A 20297-nucleotide genomic window follows, 5' to 3' on the forward strand; every position below is an offset into this window, starting at 1 on the left:
CTTAGAGATTCCAAAAGCAATTCAGATAATAATATCAAATCGCAATGGAAAACTGTAAGAAATCAAGGTAAATACTCAAGTAAATCCTCGAATAAATTAGTAATGCTATTAATTGGTTTAGGAATGATAATTGCGGTTTGGTTTATATTAACTCATTACGAAATATCATAATTATGGGAATTCTAAACACACGTAAAAATAAAAAGTATAGTTACACTCCTCGCTATTATAAAGGTGAAGGGAGTCCTTATGAACTTAAACATAAGTTTGATGAGTATCGTGTAACTGTGACAAATCATAAAGGTCTTAAGACAAAGCTTAATAATGCTATTGAGGATTATAAATACAACGATGATAAATCAGGTGCTAATAGTCGTATCATGATAATTATTGGTATTTTAATTTTGGTGTTCTTATTTGTTATAGATTTTGATCTCTCTATTTTCTATTCAAATAGCTAATGGCAGACATTATTCAACTTTTACCAGATCATGTTGCTAACCAAATCGCAGCAGGCGAAGTCGTACAGCGTCCAGCTTCTGTGGTTAAAGAATTACTTGAAAATGCTATTGACGCAGGTTCAACATTTATAAAGCTAATTATTAAAGATGCTGGAAAAACGTTAATTCAAATCATTGACGATGGTAAAGGGATGAGTACAACAGATGCTCGATTAAGTTTTGAACGTCATGCAACTTCTAAAATTCGTTCTGCCGAAGATTTATTCAGTTTAAATACTAAAGGATTTCGTGGCGAAGCTCTTGCCAGTATTGCTGCAATTGCGCATGTAGAATTAAAAACCAAACAAGAACAAGATGAGCTAGGTACTCAAATTGAAATTGAAGGTAGTGAAATAAAATCCCAAGAAGTTGTTGTAACTCCAAAAGGAACGTCGATTGCTGTGAAGCATTTGTTTTTCAATATTCCTGCAAGACGAAATTTTTTGAAATCGAACAATGTAGAGTTAAGGCATATTATTGATGAATTTCATCGTGTGTCTTTAGCACATCCTGATATCTCCTTTACAATGTTTCATAACGGAAGTGAAAGTTTTAACCTTCCTAAAAGTAATTATAGACAGCGTATTGTCAATATTTTTGGAGGTAAAACTAATGAGAAATTAGTACCTGTAGAAGAAGAAACTGAAGTTTTAAAAGTCTCTGGTTTTGTTGGTAAACCTGAGTTTTCTAGAAAAACAAGAACCGAACAATTTTTCTTTGTTAATAACCGATTCATTAAAAGTGCTTACCTCAATCATGCTATTAATGCTGCATTTGAAGGCCTGATGAAAGATGGAAGTCATCCAAGTTATTTCCTAAACTTAACTGTCGATCCAAAAACAATAGATATAAATATTCATCCAACTAAAACTGAAATTAAGTTCGATGATGAACATACACTATATGCAATTTTGCGTTCCTCTGTGAAGCATAGTCTAGGACAGTTTAATATTGCTCCAGTTTTAGATTTTGATCGTGACAAAAATCTTGATACACCTTACGATTTTGAAAGGAAAAAAGTGTCTAATCCAACCGTTGAAGTAGATCGAAGTTTTAATCCCTTCCAAGAGGAAAAATCGCCAAGTAAATCTAGTAGTTTTTCAATGCCATATAAAAAAGAACCTGCTGCACAATGGGAAAGTTTGTATGTTGGACTTGAAAGTAAAGGCACAAAATCTACACAGGAGTTTAGAGAAGTTGAGTTTGAGAGTCAGCCAGAGAATGAATCCCTTTTTAAGGAGAATAGTTCTATTGAAACTAAACAAAGAACATATCAGTTACACAATAAATATATAATTAGCACAATTAAATCTGGTATGCTGATTTTAGATCAACATCGAGCGCATCAACGTGTGCTTTATGAAGGTTTATTAAAGCATACGATGCGGAAAGAAGCGATAAGTCAGCAGCTATTATTCCCATTGCAATTGCAATTTTCATCTTCTGAAATGGAATTATTACTACGCTTAAAAGAAGATTTAGAACATACAGGATTTGTGTTCTCTAAATTTGAAGACACGACCATTGAAATCACAGGTGTTCCTGTAAATGTGCCTGAAAGTGAAGTGTCCATCATTTTAGAACAGCTTATCAGTGATGCCGAACAAGAAGTACCAGATAGTAATTTTAGCTCCACTGATTTGCTTGCTAAATCATTGTCTAAAAGTTTAGCTATTAAAGGTGGACAATCTTTATCAAATATGGAGCAGGAACATTTGGTAAATAGCTTATTCGCTTGTAAGGAACCTTCAGTTTCGCCAACCAATAGAACTACATTTATTACCATGAGTGTAGATGATTTTGATAAAAAATTTATGTAATTAATTTATGATGAGAGGTATTACAGATACGGTAAAACATTTAATTATTATTAATGTTATAATGTTCATTGGGACATTGTTTGTTGGTAATGGCGAGTTATTTTATAGATGGTTTGCATTATATTTTCCACAGAATGAATTGTTTCAGCCATGGCAAATTATTACACATATGTTTATGCATGGAGGAGCAAATTTGCAAAATTTAAGTATTACACATCTTTTGTTTAATATGTTTGCGTTATGGATGTTTGGAACTGCAGTTGAATCACAATTGGGAAGTAAGAAATTCTTATTTATATATATGTCTGCAGGATTTGGAGCTGTATTATTTCAATTAGGATATTATTACTTTAATTATTTACCAACTTTTTCAGAATTGCAAGCTTCAGGACTTTCAATTGATACCATTAATGATATTATGAATACTGGAAAATGGAATTTCCAGACTACAGATATACAAGAGGCACAGTTGAATAAATTATATCCAATTTATAACGCTTCCATGGTTGGAGCATCAGGTTGTATTATGGGAATTCTAGCAGCTTTCGGTATGATGAATCCAGAAGCTAAACTTATGTTGATTTTCTTGCCAATACCTATAAAAGCCAAGTACTTTATTCCTGGAATTATTCTTTTAGATGTTATTTCTGCGGTAACTGGTCAGTCGTTCTTTAGCCCAAGTAACACCGCATATATGGCTCACATTGGTGGTGCTATAACCGGATTTATTATCATGTGGTACTGGAAAAAAAATCAGTTTAATCAAAATCGTTGGGATCGATGACCTCGTTAGCATACGACATAAAAGACAAGCTAAAACACCTTAATGTTTTTGAAAAGATTATTGCTGTAAATGTTTTAGTTTTTTTTACAAGCTGGTTGCTTAAGGTATTTCTAAAAACGCCTAGAGTAGATACACTATCTTGGTTTGAATTGCCTAAAGATATCTTTGATTTTATAGCGCAGCCTTGGTCGATCATTACGTATGGCTTTATACATTACAGACCTTTCCATTTATTATTTAATATGATTGTTCTGTATTTTATTTCAAGGACTATGGTGAATTTGTTTCCAAAAAAACAATCCCTAAATATATACTTCCTTGGTATAATAGCAGGAGCATTGGCTTACTTAGCTGTGTATAATATAATGCCAGATAGCTTTTCTGATACAGTAGGAGCATTAGTTGGTGCATCTGCAGGAGTGAATGCTTTACTTATTTTTTTATGTGCTTATATGCCGAATCGTGAAACTAAATTTTTTGCAATAACAATTAAATTGTGGCATATTGGTTTGGCTATTGTTTTAATTGATTTTATTGGGCTTTTTGGAGCTAATCAAGGAGGTAAAATAGCACATTTAGGCGGTAGTTTTCTAGGATATTTATATGCTACACAATTGCTTAAAGGGACTGATATTGGTAAAGGCTTTGGGCAGTTTATGGATGTGATTTCAAATGTGTTTAAACCGAAGTCACCATTAAAAACGGTACATAGAAATAAAAAAAAACCGTTTGCTGGTCATAATAAAGAACAGTTTAATGAGTTTAATAATCAAAAAAAGATTGACCTTATTCTTGATAAAATAAGTAAGAGTGGTTATGAAAGTCTAACCAATGAGGAAAAGACATTCCTATTTAAAGCAGGTAAAGATTAGGTGTTTAAATGAAAAATCTTAAAGGTTTTGACAAGTTAATATTTGTCGTCAATTCATTGATGGCATTTGCTTTGTTATTATCTTATGTCTTACCATTTATGGCTCCAAAACAATTTGCTTTTTTATCTGTTCTAAGCCTTGCTGTTCCAGCGTTGATAATTATCAATATTTTATTTGCGGTGTATTGGTTGCTCAATATTAAACGGCAAATCATGCTATCTCTATTCGTGCTTGCTATTGGTTATAATCACGTGTTCTCATTGTATAAATTTTCTTCTTCTAAAAATGTAGATGATAATGAGAACCTTTCTGTTATGAATTATAATGTTCGTTTATTTAATGTGTTTGAATGGATTAAAGGCACCAATGTAAAGCTAGATGTTTCGAATTTTATTGCTGAAAAACAACCAGATATATTGTGTATTCAAGAGTATAGACCAGATGCTGAAGTGGACCTAGAAGGCTATTATAAATATGAAGAACTATCTGGAAATAAAGTGAAAAACGGACAAGCAATTTTTACTAAGTTTCCCATTATAAAATCGGGTTCTATTGAGTTCCCAAACACTTCTAATAATGCCATCTTTGCAGATGTTGTAAAAGGTTCTGATACCATTAGAATTTACAATGTGCATTTACAGTCATTAGGAATTGATCCAACTGTTGAAAAGTTAAAGAATGAGGATTCTGAAAATTTATTTAAGCGTGTGAGCAGTACGTTTAAAATGCAACAATTTCAAGCAGAGCTTTTTTTAAAGCATAAAAAGCAATGTCCTTATAAAATGATTATTTGTGGTGACTTTAATAATACAGCTTATTCTTACGTCTATAAAGAGATAAAAGGAAACCTTAAAGATGCATTTAAAGAAGCTGGAAATGGTTTCGGACGAACATTTGATTTTAAATTCTTTCCCGTTAGAATTGATTTCGTACTTGTTGACAATAGCTTTAAAGTGAATTCATTTAAAACTTATGACGTTAAATTATCCGACCATTATCCTGTAATGGCTAAGTTGAAACTGGAAAATTAATTATATTTAGTCAAATGGATTATTCTATAAAAAGTAAGGTTTTTGCCAACAACCATTTTACATCATCCAACAATCCATAGCATCAGCTAAGATGTGAATTAAAAAACCAATTCCTAAAATTCTTGTTTTTTTTAGTGTTGACAACAGAACATAAATGCCAATAGCGTAGTAGGAGTGTAGTGGATGAAAATTAATACTACAGCGATTAGGATCAAAAACAGGTGTTGCCAAAAGATGATCTAAATCTATTAGCATTGTGCTAATCATTATTATATATGCGAATTTCCATTGTGCTTTAAAACATATAAGTGCTATGATTAAAGGCAATAAAAAATGAATTCCGTAATGAACAATCGATTGATACATTACAAGTTTAGCTTTTGAGATTCTAAATATATAATTGAGTTTGGTCCTTCATTAAATAATAAATCTAAAATACTTAAGTTGTTTAGAAAACCATGTTTATCATCAAATACTTGAGCATACGATTTGAAGTTTTGCACTGTCTCTTTTCTACTATTAGCCAAAGGTCTAGCATCTAGAGTGTTTTTAGGTTCTTTATCAAAATGCTCCGTTGTTTCGTGTTCAAAAGGTAGCTGAAGGCACTCAAAAATAGTTTTTATACACTTAAAGTTAAAGTCCATAATAGTATTTGCTTCAGTTTTAAATAAAGGTTTTAAATCATCGATATAGAATTCAAAAAAAGGTGAAGCACTATATGCAGATTCTAAAGACTTTAAATGTAGATCTTGCCAATTATCAATATTCGAAATGGCAACGTTCTTATAGAGTTGACGATTTTTTTGAGTATAATGTACAGGAACATTTAGGTCTAATTTACCATTAGCTCCAAAAATAGTTGCTCGGTTTCTATATGTTTGTTTTTGGTAGTTGTCACTAATTTCGAACACAAGTTTTTCTGCATTCACCATCGCTACAAAATGAGCAATGCTCGGAAAATATGTAGGATGTATTAGGACCTTCATTAGTCTGTTTAGAATTAAAAAAATCTAATTAGCTATTCGCTTTTCTTCTTTTTCTCAATTTATTGAAGCCAAGACCACCAAACAATAATACTAAGAACGGAATAAAATATGATGTAGCTTTTCCACTTCCTCCAACAGTAGTGAACCAACGTTCCCAACGTGGATTTTTAAGTCCGTCCCAACTCATCCAAATAAAAACTGGCTTACCAACAACATGATCAAAAGGTACAAATCCCCAAGCTCTAGCATCTACAGAGTTATGGCGATTATCACCCATCATCCAGTAATAATTTTGTTTAAAAGTGTATGAAGTTGAAGGCTTACCGTTGATAAGAATTTGGTTGCCATTAGTTTTTAAATCATTTCCTTCATATTCCGAAATTAATCGTTTGTATAAAGGAAGGACTTCAATGTTTAAATCTACTGTAACACCTTCTTTTGGAATATATAAAGGGCCAAAATTGTCGTAGTTCCAAGGGTATTGAGCGTCTCGAGGAAATAAATTGCCATCTACGCCTTTGTCAGTTTTTCTGCGAGTTAGCTTAGCTATATTGGGATGGTTTTTAGCTTTAGAAGCAGCTTCTTCAGTTGCTTGAACATAATAAGTCTCGCTTCTAGAATCAAAACCAATACCATCAGTAATATCATATCTTTTTAGAATGGCATACACTTGTTCGTTACTCGATATATTTCCTTTAAATTCAATGTCATAAGAGAATTGTAATTTAGCACGATCTGGTAGTTCATTTTTCTTACCATTTATATATACATAACCATTTCTTACTTCAAGAGAATCACCAGGTATACCAACACATCGTTTTACTAAATTTGTTTTTTTATCTATAGGTTTGTAATAATTCCTGTCTGGCGTAAAGATGTTCATATTTAGCAAGGTGTCTGCAGGTTGATTAAATACGACAATATCATTCCGTTCTATATCTTCAAAACCTGGTAGTCTCAAATAGGGTATTTGAAGTTTGTTTTTCCATGAAGTTTTTCTTTTATCAAAACGGTCATCAAAAAGGTATGATTTGCTTTTTATAACCGGAATTGTATCATGAACCATTGGAGCTCCAACAGTAGTCATAGGTATTCTGGCTCCATAATGAAATTTACTAACAAAAAGAAAATCACCAACCAATAACGATTTTTCTAAAGAAGAACTAGGAATTGTAAATGGTTGAATAAAATACGTATGCACAATTGTAGCAGCTACGATGGCAAATAAAATGGAACTTACCCAATCTCCAGAATTTGATTTAGGATGTAAATCTCTATTTTCTATATAAGTTACGTCAGCGACATAGTTGAGATAAAAATTATAAAATCCTAAAGAGATAACAGCTAGAAACGTATCCTGATATGTGTTTTTTCCAAAACTTCTAGCAGTTTCAACCCAAACTACAGGAAGCATAATGAGGTTGACAATTGGTACAAATAATAAGATGGTCCACCACCAAGCTCTATTGATGATTTTCATTAAGATTACTGAATTGTATACTGGAATAAAAGCTTCCCAAGCTTGTCGTCCAGCTTTTACGTATAGCTTCCATGTCCCAAGTCCGTGAATAACTTGAATTATCAAGATGAAAATTAACCACTGTGTTATCGTCATAATATGTTGTTTGTGTTGTTGGTTGAAAAATATTTTAAAACGTTACTCATAAATTACAAATTAACCAATGTTTAACACGTCTTTCATTGTGTAAACTCCGGTTTTGTCATGAATCCATTCTGCTGCAATAACAGCACCAAGGGCAAAACCTTCTCTACTGTGAGCTGTGTGTTTAATTGAAATACAATCTACATCAGATTCATAATTGATTTCATGCGTTCCAGGAACGTTTTCAATTCGTTTTGCTAAAATACCAATCTCTTTTGGTTTTGGTGGCTCTAGTGTCCAATTTTTGTAGTCTGATTGACTAATAATCTCATTCGCTAATGAAATGGCAGTTCCGCTAGGCGCATCTAGTTTTTGGATATGATGTATTTCTTCAATACTGACTTTGTATTGTGGTAAGCCAGTCATCAATTTTGCCAAAGTTTTATTCACCTCAAAAAAGATATTGACACCTAAACTAAAATTTGATGCATATAAAAATGTACCATTATGAGTTTTGCAAAGCGATACAATATCATCATATTTTTCTAGCCATCCTGTAGTTCCTGATATTACAGGAATTTTATTGCGAATACAGTTGCTTATGTTTTCAAAAGCTGAAGAAGGTAAACTGAAATCGATAGCAACATCAATATTATCGAATACGTAATCGCTAGTGTCTCTTGAAACCTTCAATACAATATGGTGACCTCTTTTAATAGCAATGTTTTCAATTGCTTTGCCCATTTTTCCGTAACCCAATAACGCAATGTTCATGGTTTAGAATTTAAAGTTGAGTGTGAGTCCTAGGTCTGAAGAATTCTCCATTTCGTTATATTGGAAATGCGGTTTAATAGCTAAGTTTCGATCGACATTATATTGCAATAAATGTGCATCAACGTTAGCGTCTATAATATTTAAAGCATATATGCCAATGGTTATTAATAGAGAAAGTTCTTTTCTTCGCTTAAGGGTTTGTTGTGCGTTTATTAATCCTTCGTTGCTAACTTGAGGGAATTCTCCATCTGATGCGTCTTTGCCAGCTAAACGACGTTTGTATTCGTCTCTATAACGATTATATTCTTTGTTGTTTACGGAATAGAAATAGACACCAGTTCCAAGGGCTGCATATATGATAGGTATTTTCCAGTATTTTTTATTACGAGCTTGCCCTAGGCCAGGTAACACTGCCGAATAGAAAGCGGCTTTTGTAGGCGCAAGAATGTCAATTGGTTTGCGTGCGATGGTATCCATAACGACCATAAGGTCATTGTCGATTCCTAAACTGTCGTTCGCTTTCTTGTTTTGGGCAAATGTGTTGAAGCCAAAAAAGAAAAGAAAACCAATGAGATAAATATGCTTATTTGGCACTTTTGACAAGTTTTTTTATGCGGTTAAAATCTTCTTCAGAATGAAACGGAATTGTAATTTGACCTTTACCATTCTTTGATACCTTAACGTTAATTTTGTGTCCAAAGTATTCTGAAAATTCTTTGACTCCTTTTTTGATATACTTCGGAAGCTCTTCTTTTTTAGCTGACTTTATAATATTTGTGTTATGAAAGTTTTTAACCAATTGCTCTGTGTCTCTAACAGAAAGCTTATCGGTTATTATCTTTTCATAAATATCAAGTTGTATGTTTTGATCTTCAATATTGATGATAGCTCTACCATGGCCCATTGAAATAAAACCATCACGCATTCCAGTTTGAATAATCGGATCTAGTTTTAGTAACCGTAAATAGTTAGCAATAGTTGAGCGTTTTTTACCAACACGTTCGCTCATTTGCTCTTGAGTTAATTTAATTTCATCAATTAAGCGTTGGTAGGAGAGTGCAATTTCAATAGGATCAAGATCTTGTCTTTGGATATTTTCTACCAAAGCCATTTCTAGTGATTCCTGATCGTTTGCAATTCTAATGTAAGCAGGAATAGTTTTTAATCCGATGAGTTTTGAAGCTCTAAAACGACGCTCACCAGACACCAATTGAAATTTATTAAACTCTAGTTTTCTAACAGTTATAGGTTGAATAACTCCTAATTCTCTAATAGAAGATGCTAATTCGCGTAAAGTTTCTTCGTTGAAATTAGTACGAGGCTGAAACGGGTTAATGTCGATGGCTTCAATATCAAGCTCAACAATATTTCCAATGATGGTGTCGGCATTTTTATCTTTAACAGAATTAATATCGTTCGAAGGATCTTTCAAAAGTGCTGAAAGTCCTCGACCTAATGCTTGTTTTTTTGTTGCCTTCGCCATTATGCGTTCTTATTAATAATTTCTTTTGCTAAACTTAAATAATTTGAAGCACCTTTACTACTGACATCATATTTAATAATACTTTCGCCATAACTTGGTGCTTCTCCTAAACGCACATTACGCTGTATAATGGTTTTGAAAACCATGTCAGTAAAGTGTTTTTGGACTTCTTCAACCACTTGATTAGATAAACGTAAACGTTGGTCAAACATCGTGAGCAACATGCCTTCAATATCTAAGTCTACATTATGAATCTTTTGAACACTTTTAACGGTGTTTAATAATTTACCTAGACCTTCAAGCGCAAAATACTCACATTGAATAGGAATAATTACAGAATCTGAAGCTGTTAATGCGTTCAACGTTAATAGTCCTAAAGAAGGTGCGCAATCAATCAAGATATAGTCGTAAGAAGATTTTAAGTGCGTTATAGCCTTTTTAAGCATGTATTCACGCTCGTCTTTATCGACTAATTCAATTTCAATAGCGACTAAGTCTATATGTGCAGGAATAATATCTACATTAGGTGAATTGGTTGTTACAATACAATCTTCAGCTGAAGCTGTGTGTTCTAGTAATTGGTAAGAACCAGTTTCAACACTTTCAACATCTATTCCAAGGCCAGAAGTTGCATTAGCTTGAGGATCTGCATCAATAAGCAACACTTTTTTTTCTAATACACCTAGAGAAGCTGCAAGGTTTACGGAAGTTGTTGTTTTACCAACACCACCTTTTTGATTGGCTATTGCAATGATTTTACCCATTAATTGATTTGGTATTTATGAAGTGTAAAAATACGATTATTTACGACTTTTGGAAGTGGAAGTTGTTAACAGGTATTTAAATAAAAAAACCACTTTAATTTAAATTAAAGCGGTTTTTAAAAGCTGTTTTATCGTTTATTTTTTAAGGTTGAAGATGTAACCTATTTTGACTTGGAAATTACCACCATAGTCTTCTGCGCTTCCTGAAGTCTGGTAACTGTAATTAGAAAAAACCAATTCAAGCAAGAATTTGTTTTTATTAATATTTATAAAAGTTCCAACTTTAAAAAGTAAAGAAAATGATTGGTCAATATCTCTTTAGTAGATTTCTTCTGAGAAGATATCTTTGACTTCAATATCGTGTTTTAATGTAAATCCATAAGATGTACCTAAACCTATATATGGACTTAAAAGGCCTTGTTTATTGTGGAAAGGTTGGTATGTAGCCACAAGGTATGGTTCAACTACATTTGCATCATGTAACACAGATCTAGGTCCGAAAAAATTAGGTTCTTCATAATTATAATCTACTTTTTTCTGATTATACTCAACACCAAATAGAAAGGATAGATTGTATTTAGTTATGTTTGGAGAAAAACTAATAAATGCACCGAAACTCGGTCCGAAATCAGCACCACTAGTTTTGTATCCATTATTACGTGTGTCTTCAAAAGTTGCATAATTCCCACCAAGCGTAATACCAACTTCTAGTAGATTTACAACAGATTTATCAGTAGAATAATCTTTAACTTCAGCATTATTACATTTATTCAGTTTAATTACAAAGTCTGATAGGCTCTTACGATTGTACTTTACGGAGTTTGCTTCTGTTTGTAATTCTTGACAGTTTTTGGCGTAATAACTTAAGATGCCAACATAGCTATTTATTGTGCTTTCAAAGACGCCTTGATCTGTAGATTTTTGAATTTTTTTAATTTCTAATTTTTTCAATCCGTTAGTTTGGTCATTTATAAAATAGATGTCATCAGAAATAAATAAAGAAGTACTTGCATTAATGATGTATTCGAAAAACGAAGCTTTATTATCAACACTAAGGCTTACGAACTCTTTAAAAGGTTCTTCTAAAGTGAAGTTTTTAACAGTTTCAGCAGAAAACATTATTTCTTTTGAATCTGTATTTTCTTTATATATGATATTTGTGCTTGATATTATTTTTATTAGTCCATTTACAGTGGTCTGCTGATTATTAGTGTAGCTGCCTTTTTGAAATATATTTTGTGAAATTCAAAAAATGTGCAGCTTAATAAATATTTATTTCTTAACAAGCCTTGTATTTGAAACGGAGTCGTGCATTCCGTTTTCACTACCAAACAAATAAGAAAGTGCATCAAAAGGTATGACTCTGGCTAGTGATCTAATTATAATCTTAAAGAAATGAGGTTTGTGTCCATTTTTTGTTACAACTTTGGTTTTTGTAATCATTTTACCTAAAGTTTGAGATGTAGTAATTTCTAGTATTGAGTAATAAGAAAACATGATTGTGTGTAGAGCAAGATAATTTGTATGATAACTATTTTCTATTATAGAAAAGACAAAAAAGAGAATATAAATTACAAACAAATCGATTATATAATTGGTTAATCGAGTTGATTTGTCAATAGTGCTCATTATCGTTTTTGTTTTCGAATATTTAATCAATCAAAATCTCCAAAATTTGAATCGCTGCATCGCTAATTTTAGTTCCAGGTCCAAAAACTGCAACAGCTCCAGCATCAAATAAATATTGATAATCTTGCTTTGGTATGACGCCTCCAACGATCACCATGATGTCCTCACGACCATAATTTTTAAGCTCACCTATTACTTGAGGCACGAGTGTTTTGTGTCCTGCAGCTAAGGATGATACGCCTAAAATGTGCACATCATTTTCTACAGCTTGTTTGGCTGCTTCTTTTGGTGTTTGAAAGAGTGGGCCAATATCTACATCAAAGCCAACATCTGCATAACCAGTAGCAACAACTTTTGCGCCTCTGTCATGACCATCTTGTCCCATTTTGGCAATCATGATTCTAGGTCTGCGACCATCTTGTTCTGCAAATTGGTCAGCTAATGCTCTTGCTTTCTGGAAACTTTTATCGTCTTTTATTTCTTTACTATACACGCCTGAAAATGATTTAATTTGCGCTTTATATCTGCCAAATTCGGTTTCTAAAGCATCGCTAATTTCGCCTAGAGTTGCTCTGTTTCGAGCGGCTTCTACTGCTAAAGTTAACAAATTCTCTGTTCCTGTTTTTGCAGCTTTGGTTAAATTTTTAAGAGATTTTTCAACAGCTTCAGTGTTTCTAGTCGCTTTGATGTGATCTAGGCGTTTTATTTGTCCGTTTCTAACAGTTTGATTATCGACTTCTAATGTGGAAATTGGATCTTCTTCTTCTAAGCGGTATTTGTTGACGCCAACAATAATGTCTTGATTAGAATCTATTCTCGCTTGTTTTCGTGCAGCAGCTTCTTCAATTCTTAATTTAGGAATGCCAGCTTCAATGGCTTTTGTCATTCCGCCAAGTTCTTCAACTTCTTCAATAAGAGTCCATGCTTTTTGAGCGATATCGTGCGTTAATTTTTCGACATAATAACTTCCAGCCCAAGGGTCAACGGTTTTAGTGATTCCTGTTTCCTCTTGTAAAAATATTTGAGTGTTTCTCGCTATTCTAGCTGAAAAATCGGTTGGTAATGCAATAGCTTCATCTAAAGCGTTGGTATGTAGACTTTGTGTGCCGCCAAAAGCAGCTGCAGCAGCTTCAATAGTAGTTCGTGCTACGTTGTTAAACGGGTCTTGTTCTGTTAAGCTCCATCCAGACGTTTGGCAATGCGTTCGTAAAGCCAAAGATTTTTGATTCTTAGGGTTAAACTGGCTTACGATTTTTGCCCATAGCATTCTGGCTGCTCGCATTTTGGCAATTTCCATAAAATGGTTCATGCCAATAGCCCAAAAGAAAGATAGGCGAGGAGCGAAGGTGTCGATGTCCATTCCTGCTGCGAGTCCTTTTTTGATGTATTCTAATCCGTCGGCTAAAGTGTATGCTAATTCAATGTCACAAGTTGCGCCAGCTTCTTGCATGTGGTAGCCAGAGATACTGATACTATTGAATTTCGGCATGTTCTTGCTCGAGTATTCAAAAATATCAGAAATGATTTTCATTGAAGGTGTTGGAGGATAGATGTAAGTGTTTCTTACCATGAACTCTTTCAGAATGTCATTTTGAATCGTGCCAGCTAGTTGTTCGGGTTTTACGCCTTGTTCTTCAGCGGCAACAATATAAAACGCCATAATGGGTAATACTGCGCCATTCATAGTCATGGAAACCGACATTTTATCTAACGGAATTTGATCGAAGAGAATTTTCATGTCTTCAACACTATCAATGGCTACGCCAGCTTTTCCAACATCGCCAACCACACGTTCATGATCTGAATCGTAGCCTCTGTGTGTGGCTAAATCGAAAGCGACAGATAGTCCTTTTTGTCCAGCAGCAAGGTTGCGTCTGTAAAAGGCGTTACTGTCTTCGGCTGTTGAAAAACCTGCATATTGCCTAATTGTCCAAGGTCTGCGAACATACATTGTTGAGTATGGTCCACGAAGATTAGGAGTGATACCAGCGACGAAATTTAAATGCTCTAGGTTTTTAAGGTCTGCTTTAGAGTATGTTGATTTGATGTCAATATCTTCCGCAGTATGAAAATTGCCTTTAGAGTTATCTGCATTGTGATTTGGCTCCTGATCTATTTTAATATGTTGAATGTTTCTTCTTTTCATTTGAATAGATGTGGTTCTCTAATCGTGATTATGTCCAGCGTGAGGGTCTTTTGTGTCTTTAGTTGTGTCTAATGGTTTTTCCTCTTTTTTTGTTAAATCTACATTGGAAAGCTTTGAGTAATATAGCTCTAATGCGACATAAGTTGCTAAGTATTTGTCTTTGTTAAATATATGGCTTCTTGTTAAAAATAGATCTTTTAGCATTCTTATGCTCATGCTGTTTGTTGATAACAACGCATTAAAAGTAGTTTTTAAATCTTTATCTGAAATGTTATTTCCAATACAGCTAAATATTTCATGCTTATAATTAAGGGAAAGTTGATTGTTTTTTGTAATCCATAAGCCATCTATGTTTTTGAGAGCTTCAAAAATATCTAGAGAATGTTGGTTGGCAATGTTGTTGTAATTTGTGGCATTAATAGTGCTTTCTTTTAGAAAGTCGCGATAAGCATTGTTTATACTGCTTATGTTTGTTTTATTGTTTCCGTAATGTTCTGTTAGAGTTGCTTCGAAATTATGTAGGGCTTCGTTGAGTAAATTTGTGTATTCATTGTTGCAATTTAGAACCATTGGCTTGTCGGAATAATTAAAGATTAATTTAGGTTGAGGTTCTTTGCAATTGACAAGAATTAAACATATTACAAAATAAATAAATCGTGTTTTCATTGTAGTAGATTTTATAATTTTTCTTTATTTAATCTGTTTTCATCCAGAGCGTTAGATAGTCTTTTATTGATTATAGGTTCAACTAATGTTTTGACTGGGTTTGTTTTTAAAAACGGATATAATTCTATTTCAGAATGCATAATGTCTTCTTTATTTGGATGCTTATTTGTGCCTAATAATACAAGTTCTCCTTCGTCAAATTGCTTTTGTTCTTTTGCAGCGCTTTCTTTAATTTTTCTTTGAATGGTTCCTTCTTTAAGTTGGTTTAGAAATCCGCCATTTGCTTCAATATCTTTAAAAAGGTCTAAAGCTTTTTCAGAAATTTGTGCAGTTAACGATTCAATATAATAGGCTCCATCTGCTGGATTATTTACGGCATTGAAATAACTTTCATGCTTAAGAATGAGTAATTGATTTCTAGCAATACGTTCGCTAAATTCATTGTCTTTGTGATATACAGCATCGTAAGCTAGATTATTTACAGTGTTAGCACCTCCAAGAATTGCACTCATACATTCTGTAGTCGTTCTAAGTAAATTTGTGTTGTAGTCGTAAATGGTTTTGTTTCGTATAGATGGTGTAGCGAAAATGTGACATTCAGTATTTACGCCATATTGAGAAGCTAGGCTTTTCCATAGGATTCTCAATGCTCGAAGTTTTGCGATTTCGAAAAAGTAATTTGTACCTATGGAGACGTTAAAAATAACATTTAATTGCTCTTTTGAATTGTTATCTAGTGTATTGTCAAAATGATTTAAATACTCATTAGCGTGAGCTAAAGCATAGCCTAATTGTTGAGTTATGTTTGCGCCTGCATTTTGGTAATGTGATACATTAATGCTTAGTGTTTTGGTGCTAGAAATTATAGAATCAAAATATTTGTGGTCATCTTTTAGGTTTGAAAACCAATTTCCAGAAGCAGATAATTTTCCAATAATATCAGTATTTACATAAATTGAAGAATTCTGTTGCTTATAGCTGTTTATTCGTTTTACATATTCGGGAGATAAAAACTGTAATTCAAAATAGAGGTTAATATTTGATAAATCTATGTGTTGCAGGAGTTCTTTAATAGAAATATCTTCAGTTGGAATAATGAATTTTATTGCTTCTGCACCTCTTGTAGCGATGTCTAGAGCTTTAGTATTTGATTTTGCAACATTAGCAACAAATATGGTTTGGCAAATTTTAAATTTTGTGACTTCGGAAGCAGAGACTTCAGGAAGTGTATTAAATTCGTCTTTATGGTAAAAAGGTTTTACATCGATGCCTTCATTGGTTTGCCAGATAAGTGTTTTGTTGTAATCGACTCCTTTTAGATCGGCTTGTATTTTCTGTTTCCATTCTTTTGACGAAACATCCGGAAACTGGTTAAATAAAGATTTACTCATCGTTAGTCTTAGTTTTTAGGCTGTCTTCATATTCGATGATATAGATGTCTTCATTGTCTTTTTTCATGTAATATTTTTCACGCGCTAATTTTTCAATCCCTTCTTCTGTGCTAAGTTCTTTTATTGCTTTTTTATCTATTTCAATCTCTTTATTATAATATTCTTTTTCATTTTCTAAATCGCTGATGTCTTCATTTAATTCGTGGTGAATCATTAATGAATTAGAGTCTATAAATAGCATCCACACAGCAAAAAATATAATGATAATGACAAATATGTTTTTGAGATATTTAAGCATTAATTCAGTTTTTCGTTAATGATGGTTTTTACGATATCAACTGCAACTGTATTATATTTATTGTTAGGTATAATGATATCAGCATATTCTTTCATAGGTTCAATGAATTGCTGATGCATAGGTTTTAATGTGTTTTGGTAGCGCGTTAACACTTCATTTATGTCACGTCCGCGTTCAGTAATGTCACGTTTAAGTCTTCTTATCAAGCGTTCATCACTATCAGCATGCACAAATATTTTAATGTCAAACATGTCTCTAAGTTCAGGATGTGTTAATATTAAAATACCTTCAACAATCATAACCTTTCGTGGAAGTGTATGGATGGTATCTCCAGTTCTATTGTGCTTTACAAAAGAATAGACAGGTTGGTCAATTGCGTTTCCTTTTTTGAGTTCTTTTAGATGAGATTCTAGCAATTCAAAATCTATAGATCTTGGATGATCAAAATTAATTTTAATACGTTCATCATAACTTAAATGCGAAGTGTCTTTATAATAAGAATCTTGAGAAATAATACCAACTTCTCCCTCAGGAAGTTCATTTAATATTTGATTAACGACTGTGGTTTTGCCACATCCAGTTCCACCTGCAATTCCTATGATAAGCATAATTTATTTTTAAAATGTATTTACAAATTTAATTATTTATAGGCAGTTTATGGTTTAATTTTTGAAACTTATTTTCAGTTAAAACTACATTGTAATTTTCATTTACTTTTTAATCAGTTTGACAATACCTAAGTTTTCAATTCCAACATAAATGTAACCATCTGGTCCTTGATTTACAGATCTAACGCGACCTAATCCATCGAGTAAACGTTCTTCTTTGATTATTTTGCCATTTTTAATATAGCAATTGTCTAAATATTTGAATTTTAAAGAACCGATAAGTAGGTTGCCTTCCCAGCCTTTGTATTTATCACTTGTAATAAATGTCATTCCGCTAGGAGCTATTGATGGATCCCAATAATGTAAGGGTTGTTCCATGCCTTCTTTTTCAGTAATATCTGTAAACTTAGTTCCTATGTAGTTGATGCCATAACTAATGACTGGCCAACCATAATTTTTGCCAGATTTAATAATATTTATTTCGTCTCCTCCTTTTGGTCCATGTTCATGAGTCCATATCTCTCTGGTTTCAGGATGAATAGTCATGCCTTGTGGATTGCGGTGACCATATGAATAAATTGCTTTTTTAGCATTTGGTGTATTGATAAATGGGTTTTCACTTGGAATTCGTCCATCATCATGTAGTCGATATACTTTTCCGCCATCTCGAGTTATATCTTGCGGATTTTCATCTCGATTTCCGCGTTCACCTATTGTGAAATACAAATAGCCTTTATCATCAAACACAATTCTTGAACCAAAATGTTGACCTCTTGTTGTATTTGGTGTGGCTTTATATAATACTTGTTTTTCAACTAGTGTGTTGTTTTTTAGTTTTGCTCTCATTAAAGCTGTGTGTCCTCCTTTATCTTTTCCTTCAGGGGAAGAATAAGTGATATAAATCCAACCATTATTTGAATAATTTGGATGTAAAACAATATCTAGAAGTCCACCTTGACCACGATTATAAATTTTAGGTGTGTTTTTAATTTCAGTTTTTTTTCCGTCTTTAAAATGGATAATTTGGCCTTCATTTTCGGTTATCAGTATTGAATTGTCTGGAAGAAAGGTAAATCCCCAAGGAATACTAAGATCTTTTACAACCACTTCGAATTCGTGTTCTGTATTTTTAGGATTCTTATCTTGAGCACAAGCGAAAACGGCATAAAGAGCAGTTAGAATCAGGAATTTATTTTTAAATGTCATAAAAACAACTTTTGAGTTTAAATTTAATAATAAAATGTGTCAGATTTTAAAGAAAAGGTATATATTTGCAATCCAATTTTGGAAAGAGTGTTGTTTTCTTTTTAAGATTTAGATAACCATTCGGAGTGTAGCGTAGCCCGGTTATCGCGCCGCGTTTGGGACGCGGAGGTCGCAGGTTCGAATCCTGCCACCCCGACTAAAATTAATACCAAAGAAAATTAAAACCTTGTAAATCGTATGATTTACAAGGTTTTATGGTTTTTGGGTTATCATAAGAATTGAATTAATATGGTTTAATTCGGTTCACAATTCGGTTCACAGTTTTAAAACACAAAAAGTGTGAACCTAATAGACACTTAAAATACTGTAATTGAAATAGTTGATTTGACTTTCGTCTTGACAAAATGTTTAACTAAAAGACGACAACTATGCAATCACAAACCACCTTTGCCCTATCATTTTGGGTTAATGCCACACGAGTAAAAAATAATCTAGTTTCAGTTTTCGCTAGAGTAACTGTAAATGGCAAACGAGCAAATATCAGTTTAAAACGAAAAGTAATTTTATCCGAATGGGATTCCAATAAAGGAAGAGCCAGAGGTAATAAACAAGAATCTCGGTTACTTAATAGATATTTAGACCTGGTTAAAAATAGAATCTACGAAGCTCATGATGAACTAGTAAAAGAAAAAGTCTTTATCTGTGCTCAATCTATTAAAGCTCGTTTTTTAGGCGAAGACAACGAAGAATATTCTTTATTAACGTTAGTAGATTATCATAATACACAAATGAGCGAATCATTAACTTATGGTACTTTAAAGAACTACTTCACTACTCAAAAATATATCAAGTTATTCTTAACAAAAAAAAGAAAAACTCAAGATGTGTATTTATCACAATTAACATTTCGTTTTTTGGTTGATTTCGAAAAATTTCTACGTTTATATGTACCAGAGGATCATCAGAAGAAAATGGAAAATAATACGGTTATGAAGCATATTCAACGACTTCGTAAAATGGTAACATTAGCTTATAAAATGGAATGGATAGATAAAGATCCTTTTATAAAATTCAAACCAACATATATTAAGAATGAACGTGAGTTTTTAAGAGAAGATGAATTACAAAACATTATTGAGAAAGAATTTGAAATAGAGAGATTAACACTTGTAAAAGACTTATTTATTTTCAGTTGCTACACAGGTTTATCGTATATAGATGTTATGAACCTCAACGAAGATAATATTGCAATTGGTATAGATGGCGGTAGATGGATAATTACGAGCAGACAGAAAACTCACAATAAAGTAAAGATTCCTGTTTTACCTATGGCTGAAGAATTAATTGAAAAATATAAAGGGCATATTAAAACGAAAAAAACAAAAACATTATTCCCTAATATTTCAAATCAGAAACTAAATTCTTACCTAAAAGAAATTGCAGATTTATGTGGAATTAAAAAGAACCTCACTTTTCATATTGCTAGACACACTTTTGCCACAACAATAACATTAAGTAATGGTGTACCGATAGAAACGGTTTCAAAACTTCTAGGTCATACAAAAATCGCTACAACCCAAATATATGCTAAAGTTATTGAGAGAAAGGTAAGTGATGATATGAAAACCTTAAGAGAAAAATTCGAAAAAAGAAAATTAAACACAGAAAATCAATCAAAATTTATTTAATGTAAAGCTAATTTCACTCAATTTGAATTAAAATTTATTAAGCTTGAA

At 32.6% G+C, this 20297-nt stretch carries 21 protein-coding genes and 1 tRNA gene; 7 read left to right on the forward strand and 15 right to left on the reverse strand.

What is annotated here, in order from left to right; translation table 11 throughout:
• Positions 1-173: 173 nt before the first annotated feature.
• Genes MUN68_RS03520 through MUN68_RS03540 form a run of 5 tightly spaced genes read left to right on the forward strand, consistent with a single transcriptional unit; the run spans position 174 to position 5007 of the window.
• Positions 174-461 carry a riboflavin synthase subunit beta gene (locus tag MUN68_RS03520; protein ID WP_249995339.1) on the forward strand — a complete coding sequence of 96 codons (288 nt, stop codon included), beginning with the start codon at positions 174-176 and terminating at the stop codon, positions 459-461.
• Positions 461-2320, forward strand: coding sequence for a DNA mismatch repair endonuclease MutL (mutL, locus tag MUN68_RS03525; protein WP_249995340.1), 1860 nt, complete (start codon positions 461-463; stop codon positions 2318-2320). The genes MUN68_RS03520 and mutL overlap by 1 nt, the downstream gene beginning before the upstream one ends.
• Before the next feature lie 10 nt (positions 2321-2330).
• A complete protein-coding gene (locus MUN68_RS03530) occupies positions 2331-3104 on the forward strand; it encodes a rhomboid family intramembrane serine protease (RefSeq protein WP_249995510.1) in 774 nt (257 codons plus the stop codon).
• Positions 3101-3976, forward strand: coding sequence for a rhomboid family intramembrane serine protease (locus MUN68_RS03535; protein WP_249995341.1), 876 nt, complete (start codon positions 3101-3103; stop codon positions 3974-3976). The genes MUN68_RS03530 and MUN68_RS03535 overlap by 4 nt, the downstream gene beginning before the upstream one ends.
• An 8-nt stretch (positions 3977-3984) precedes the next feature.
• Positions 3985-5007 (forward strand): endonuclease/exonuclease/phosphatase family protein, encoded by a 1023-nt coding sequence (locus MUN68_RS03540; protein ID WP_249995342.1) that lies wholly within the window; start codon positions 3985-3987, stop codon positions 5005-5007.
• A 57-nt stretch (positions 5008-5064) separates the two neighbouring features.
• Here the strand turns inward: MUN68_RS03540 and MUN68_RS03545 are convergent, their stop codons facing one another.
• The 15 genes from MUN68_RS03545 to MUN68_RS03615 all read right to left on the reverse strand — a co-directional run bounded on the left by MUN68_RS03545 (position 5065) and on the right by MUN68_RS03615 (position 18561).
• Positions 5065-5373, reverse strand: coding sequence for a DUF6122 family protein (locus tag MUN68_RS03545; RefSeq protein WP_249995343.1), 309 nt, complete (start codon positions 5371-5373; stop codon positions 5065-5067).
• Complete coding sequence (locus MUN68_RS03550; RefSeq protein ID WP_249995344.1) at positions 5373-5993, reverse strand: WbqC family protein; 621 nt, start codon at positions 5991-5993, stop codon at positions 5373-5375. Before MUN68_RS03550 ends, MUN68_RS03545 begins: the two co-directional genes overlap by 1 nt.
• Positions 5994-6021: 28 nt before the next feature.
• Positions 6022-7608 carry a signal peptidase I gene (lepB, locus tag MUN68_RS03555; RefSeq protein WP_249995345.1) on the reverse strand — a complete coding sequence of 529 codons (1587 nt, stop codon included), beginning with the start codon at positions 7606-7608 and terminating at the stop codon, positions 6022-6024.
• 60 nt (positions 7609-7668) lie between these two features.
• Positions 7669-8370, reverse strand: a complete 702-nt coding sequence (dapB, locus tag MUN68_RS03560; protein ID WP_249995346.1) for a 4-hydroxy-tetrahydrodipicolinate reductase — start codon at positions 8368-8370, stop codon at positions 7669-7671.
• Positions 8371-8373: 3 nt separating this feature from the next.
• Complete coding sequence (locus MUN68_RS03565) at positions 8374-8964, reverse strand: DUF5683 domain-containing protein (RefSeq protein ID WP_249995347.1); 591 nt, start codon at positions 8962-8964, stop codon at positions 8374-8376.
• Positions 8954-9853 (reverse strand): ParB/RepB/Spo0J family partition protein, encoded by a 900-nt coding sequence (locus MUN68_RS03570; protein ID WP_249995348.1) that lies wholly within the window; start codon positions 9851-9853, stop codon positions 8954-8956. Before MUN68_RS03570 ends, MUN68_RS03565 begins: the two co-directional genes overlap by 11 nt.
• Positions 9853-10617: a ParA family protein gene (locus MUN68_RS03575; RefSeq protein ID WP_249995349.1), complete on the reverse strand. Its 765-nt coding sequence runs from the start codon at positions 10615-10617 to the stop codon at positions 9853-9855. The genes MUN68_RS03570 and MUN68_RS03575 overlap by 1 nt, the downstream gene beginning before the upstream one ends.
• A gap of 318 nt (positions 10618-10935) precedes the next feature.
• On the reverse strand, positions 10936-11736 hold the full coding sequence (locus MUN68_RS03580) for a hypothetical protein (RefSeq protein WP_249995350.1): 801 nt from the start codon (positions 11734-11736) through the stop codon (positions 10936-10938).
• A gap of 153 nt (positions 11737-11889) precedes the next feature.
• On the reverse strand, positions 11890-12246 hold the full coding sequence (locus tag MUN68_RS03585; protein ID WP_249995351.1) for an RDD family protein: 357 nt from the start codon (positions 12244-12246) through the stop codon (positions 11890-11892).
• 22 nt (positions 12247-12268) lie between these two features.
• Positions 12269-14392: a methylmalonyl-CoA mutase gene (gene scpA / locus MUN68_RS03590; RefSeq protein WP_249995352.1), complete on the reverse strand. Its 2124-nt coding sequence runs from the start codon at positions 14390-14392 to the stop codon at positions 12269-12271.
• Positions 14393-14410: 18 nt separating this feature from the next.
• Positions 14411-15058 (reverse strand): hypothetical protein, encoded by a 648-nt coding sequence (locus tag MUN68_RS03595; protein WP_249995353.1) that lies wholly within the window; start codon positions 15056-15058, stop codon positions 14411-14413.
• Between the two features lie 11 nt (positions 15059-15069).
• Positions 15070-16449, reverse strand: coding sequence for a methylmalonyl-CoA mutase subunit beta (locus MUN68_RS03600; RefSeq protein ID WP_249995354.1), 1380 nt, complete (start codon positions 16447-16449; stop codon positions 15070-15072).
• A complete protein-coding gene (locus MUN68_RS03605) occupies positions 16442-16747 on the reverse strand; it encodes an FtsB family cell division protein (protein ID WP_249995355.1) in 306 nt (101 codons plus the stop codon). The genes MUN68_RS03600 and MUN68_RS03605 overlap by 8 nt, the downstream gene beginning before the upstream one ends.
• Positions 16747-17355 (reverse strand): uridine kinase, encoded by a 609-nt coding sequence (udk, locus tag MUN68_RS03610; protein WP_249995356.1) that lies wholly within the window; start codon positions 17353-17355, stop codon positions 16747-16749. The genes MUN68_RS03605 and udk overlap by 1 nt, the downstream gene beginning before the upstream one ends.
• A 102-nt stretch (positions 17356-17457) precedes the next feature.
• Entirely contained in the window at positions 17458-18561 is a 1104-nt protein-coding gene (locus MUN68_RS03615) for a PQQ-dependent sugar dehydrogenase (protein ID WP_249995357.1), read from the reverse strand.
• 121 nt (positions 18562-18682) lie between these two features.
• On the opposite strand from MUN68_RS03615, the gene MUN68_RS03620 reads away from it, so the two are divergent.
• Positions 18683-18757 (forward strand) — tRNA-Pro (locus MUN68_RS03620).
• 232 nt (positions 18758-18989) lie between these two features.
• Complete coding sequence (locus MUN68_RS03625) at positions 18990-20249, forward strand: site-specific integrase (RefSeq protein ID WP_249995358.1); 1260 nt, start codon at positions 18990-18992, stop codon at positions 20247-20249.
• Positions 20250-20297 lie beyond the last annotated feature (48 nt).

Origin of the sequence: Psychroserpens ponticola, from assembly GCF_023556315.2 — a bacterium.
Classification (GTDB): Bacteria; Bacteroidota; Bacteroidia; order Flavobacteriales; family Flavobacteriaceae; genus Psychroserpens; species Psychroserpens ponticola.

Excerpts from the sequence above, each read along its gene's own strand:
- MUN68_RS03580 (WP_249995350.1), bottom strand. The coding sequence starts at position 11,736 with ATGTTTTCTGCTGAAACTGTTAAAAACTTCACTTTAGAAGAACCTTTT.
- MUN68_RS03605 (WP_249995355.1), bottom strand. The coding sequence starts at position 16,747 with ATGCTTAAATATCTCAAAAACATATTTGTCATTATCATTATATTTTTT.
- MUN68_RS03520 (WP_249995339.1), top strand. The coding sequence starts at position 174 with ATGGGAATTCTAAACACACGTAAAAATAAAAAGTATAGTTACACTCCT.
- MUN68_RS03570 (WP_249995348.1), bottom strand. The coding sequence starts at position 9,853 with ATGGCGAAGGCAACAAAAAAACAAGCATTAGGTCGAGGACTTTCAGCA.
- udk (WP_249995356.1), bottom strand. The coding sequence starts at position 17,355 with ATGCTTATCATAGGAATTGCAGGTGGAACTGGATGTGGCAAAACCACA.
- MUN68_RS03575 (WP_249995349.1), bottom strand. The coding sequence starts at position 10,617 with ATGGGTAAAATCATTGCAATAGCCAATCAAAAAGGTGGTGTTGGTAAA.
- MUN68_RS03595 (WP_249995353.1), bottom strand. The coding sequence starts at position 15,058 with ATGAAAACACGATTTATTTATTTTGTAATATGTTTAATTCTTGTCAAT.
- MUN68_RS03530 (WP_249995510.1), top strand. The coding sequence starts at position 2,331 with ATGAGAGGTATTACAGATACGGTAAAACATTTAATTATTATTAATGTT.
- MUN68_RS03535 (WP_249995341.1), top strand. The coding sequence starts at position 3,101 with ATGACCTCGTTAGCATACGACATAAAAGACAAGCTAAAACACCTTAAT.
- dapB (WP_249995346.1), bottom strand. The coding sequence starts at position 8,370 with ATGAACATTGCGTTATTGGGTTACGGAAAAATGGGCAAAGCAATTGAA.
- mutL (WP_249995340.1), top strand. The coding sequence starts at position 461 with ATGGCAGACATTATTCAACTTTTACCAGATCATGTTGCTAACCAAATC.
- MUN68_RS03585 (WP_249995351.1), bottom strand. The coding sequence starts at position 12,246 with ATGAGCACTATTGACAAATCAACTCGATTAACCAATTATATAATCGAT.
- MUN68_RS03550 (WP_249995344.1), bottom strand. The coding sequence starts at position 5,993 with ATGAAGGTCCTAATACATCCTACATATTTTCCGAGCATTGCTCATTTT.
- lepB (WP_249995345.1), bottom strand. The coding sequence starts at position 7,608 with ATGACGATAACACAGTGGTTAATTTTCATCTTGATAATTCAAGTTATT.
- MUN68_RS03625 (WP_249995358.1), top strand. The coding sequence starts at position 18,990 with ATGCAATCACAAACCACCTTTGCCCTATCATTTTGGGTTAATGCCACA.
- MUN68_RS03615 (WP_249995357.1), bottom strand. The coding sequence starts at position 18,561 with ATGACATTTAAAAATAAATTCCTGATTCTAACTGCTCTTTATGCCGTT.
- MUN68_RS03540 (WP_249995342.1), top strand. The coding sequence starts at position 3,985 with ATGAAAAATCTTAAAGGTTTTGACAAGTTAATATTTGTCGTCAATTCA.
- MUN68_RS03545 (WP_249995343.1), bottom strand. The coding sequence starts at position 5,373 with ATGTATCAATCGATTGTTCATTACGGAATTCATTTTTTATTGCCTTTA.
- scpA (WP_249995352.1), bottom strand. The coding sequence starts at position 14,392 with ATGAAAAGAAGAAACATTCAACATATTAAAATAGATCAGGAGCCAAAT.
- MUN68_RS03600 (WP_249995354.1), bottom strand. The coding sequence starts at position 16,449 with ATGAGTAAATCTTTATTTAACCAGTTTCCGGATGTTTCGTCAAAAGAA.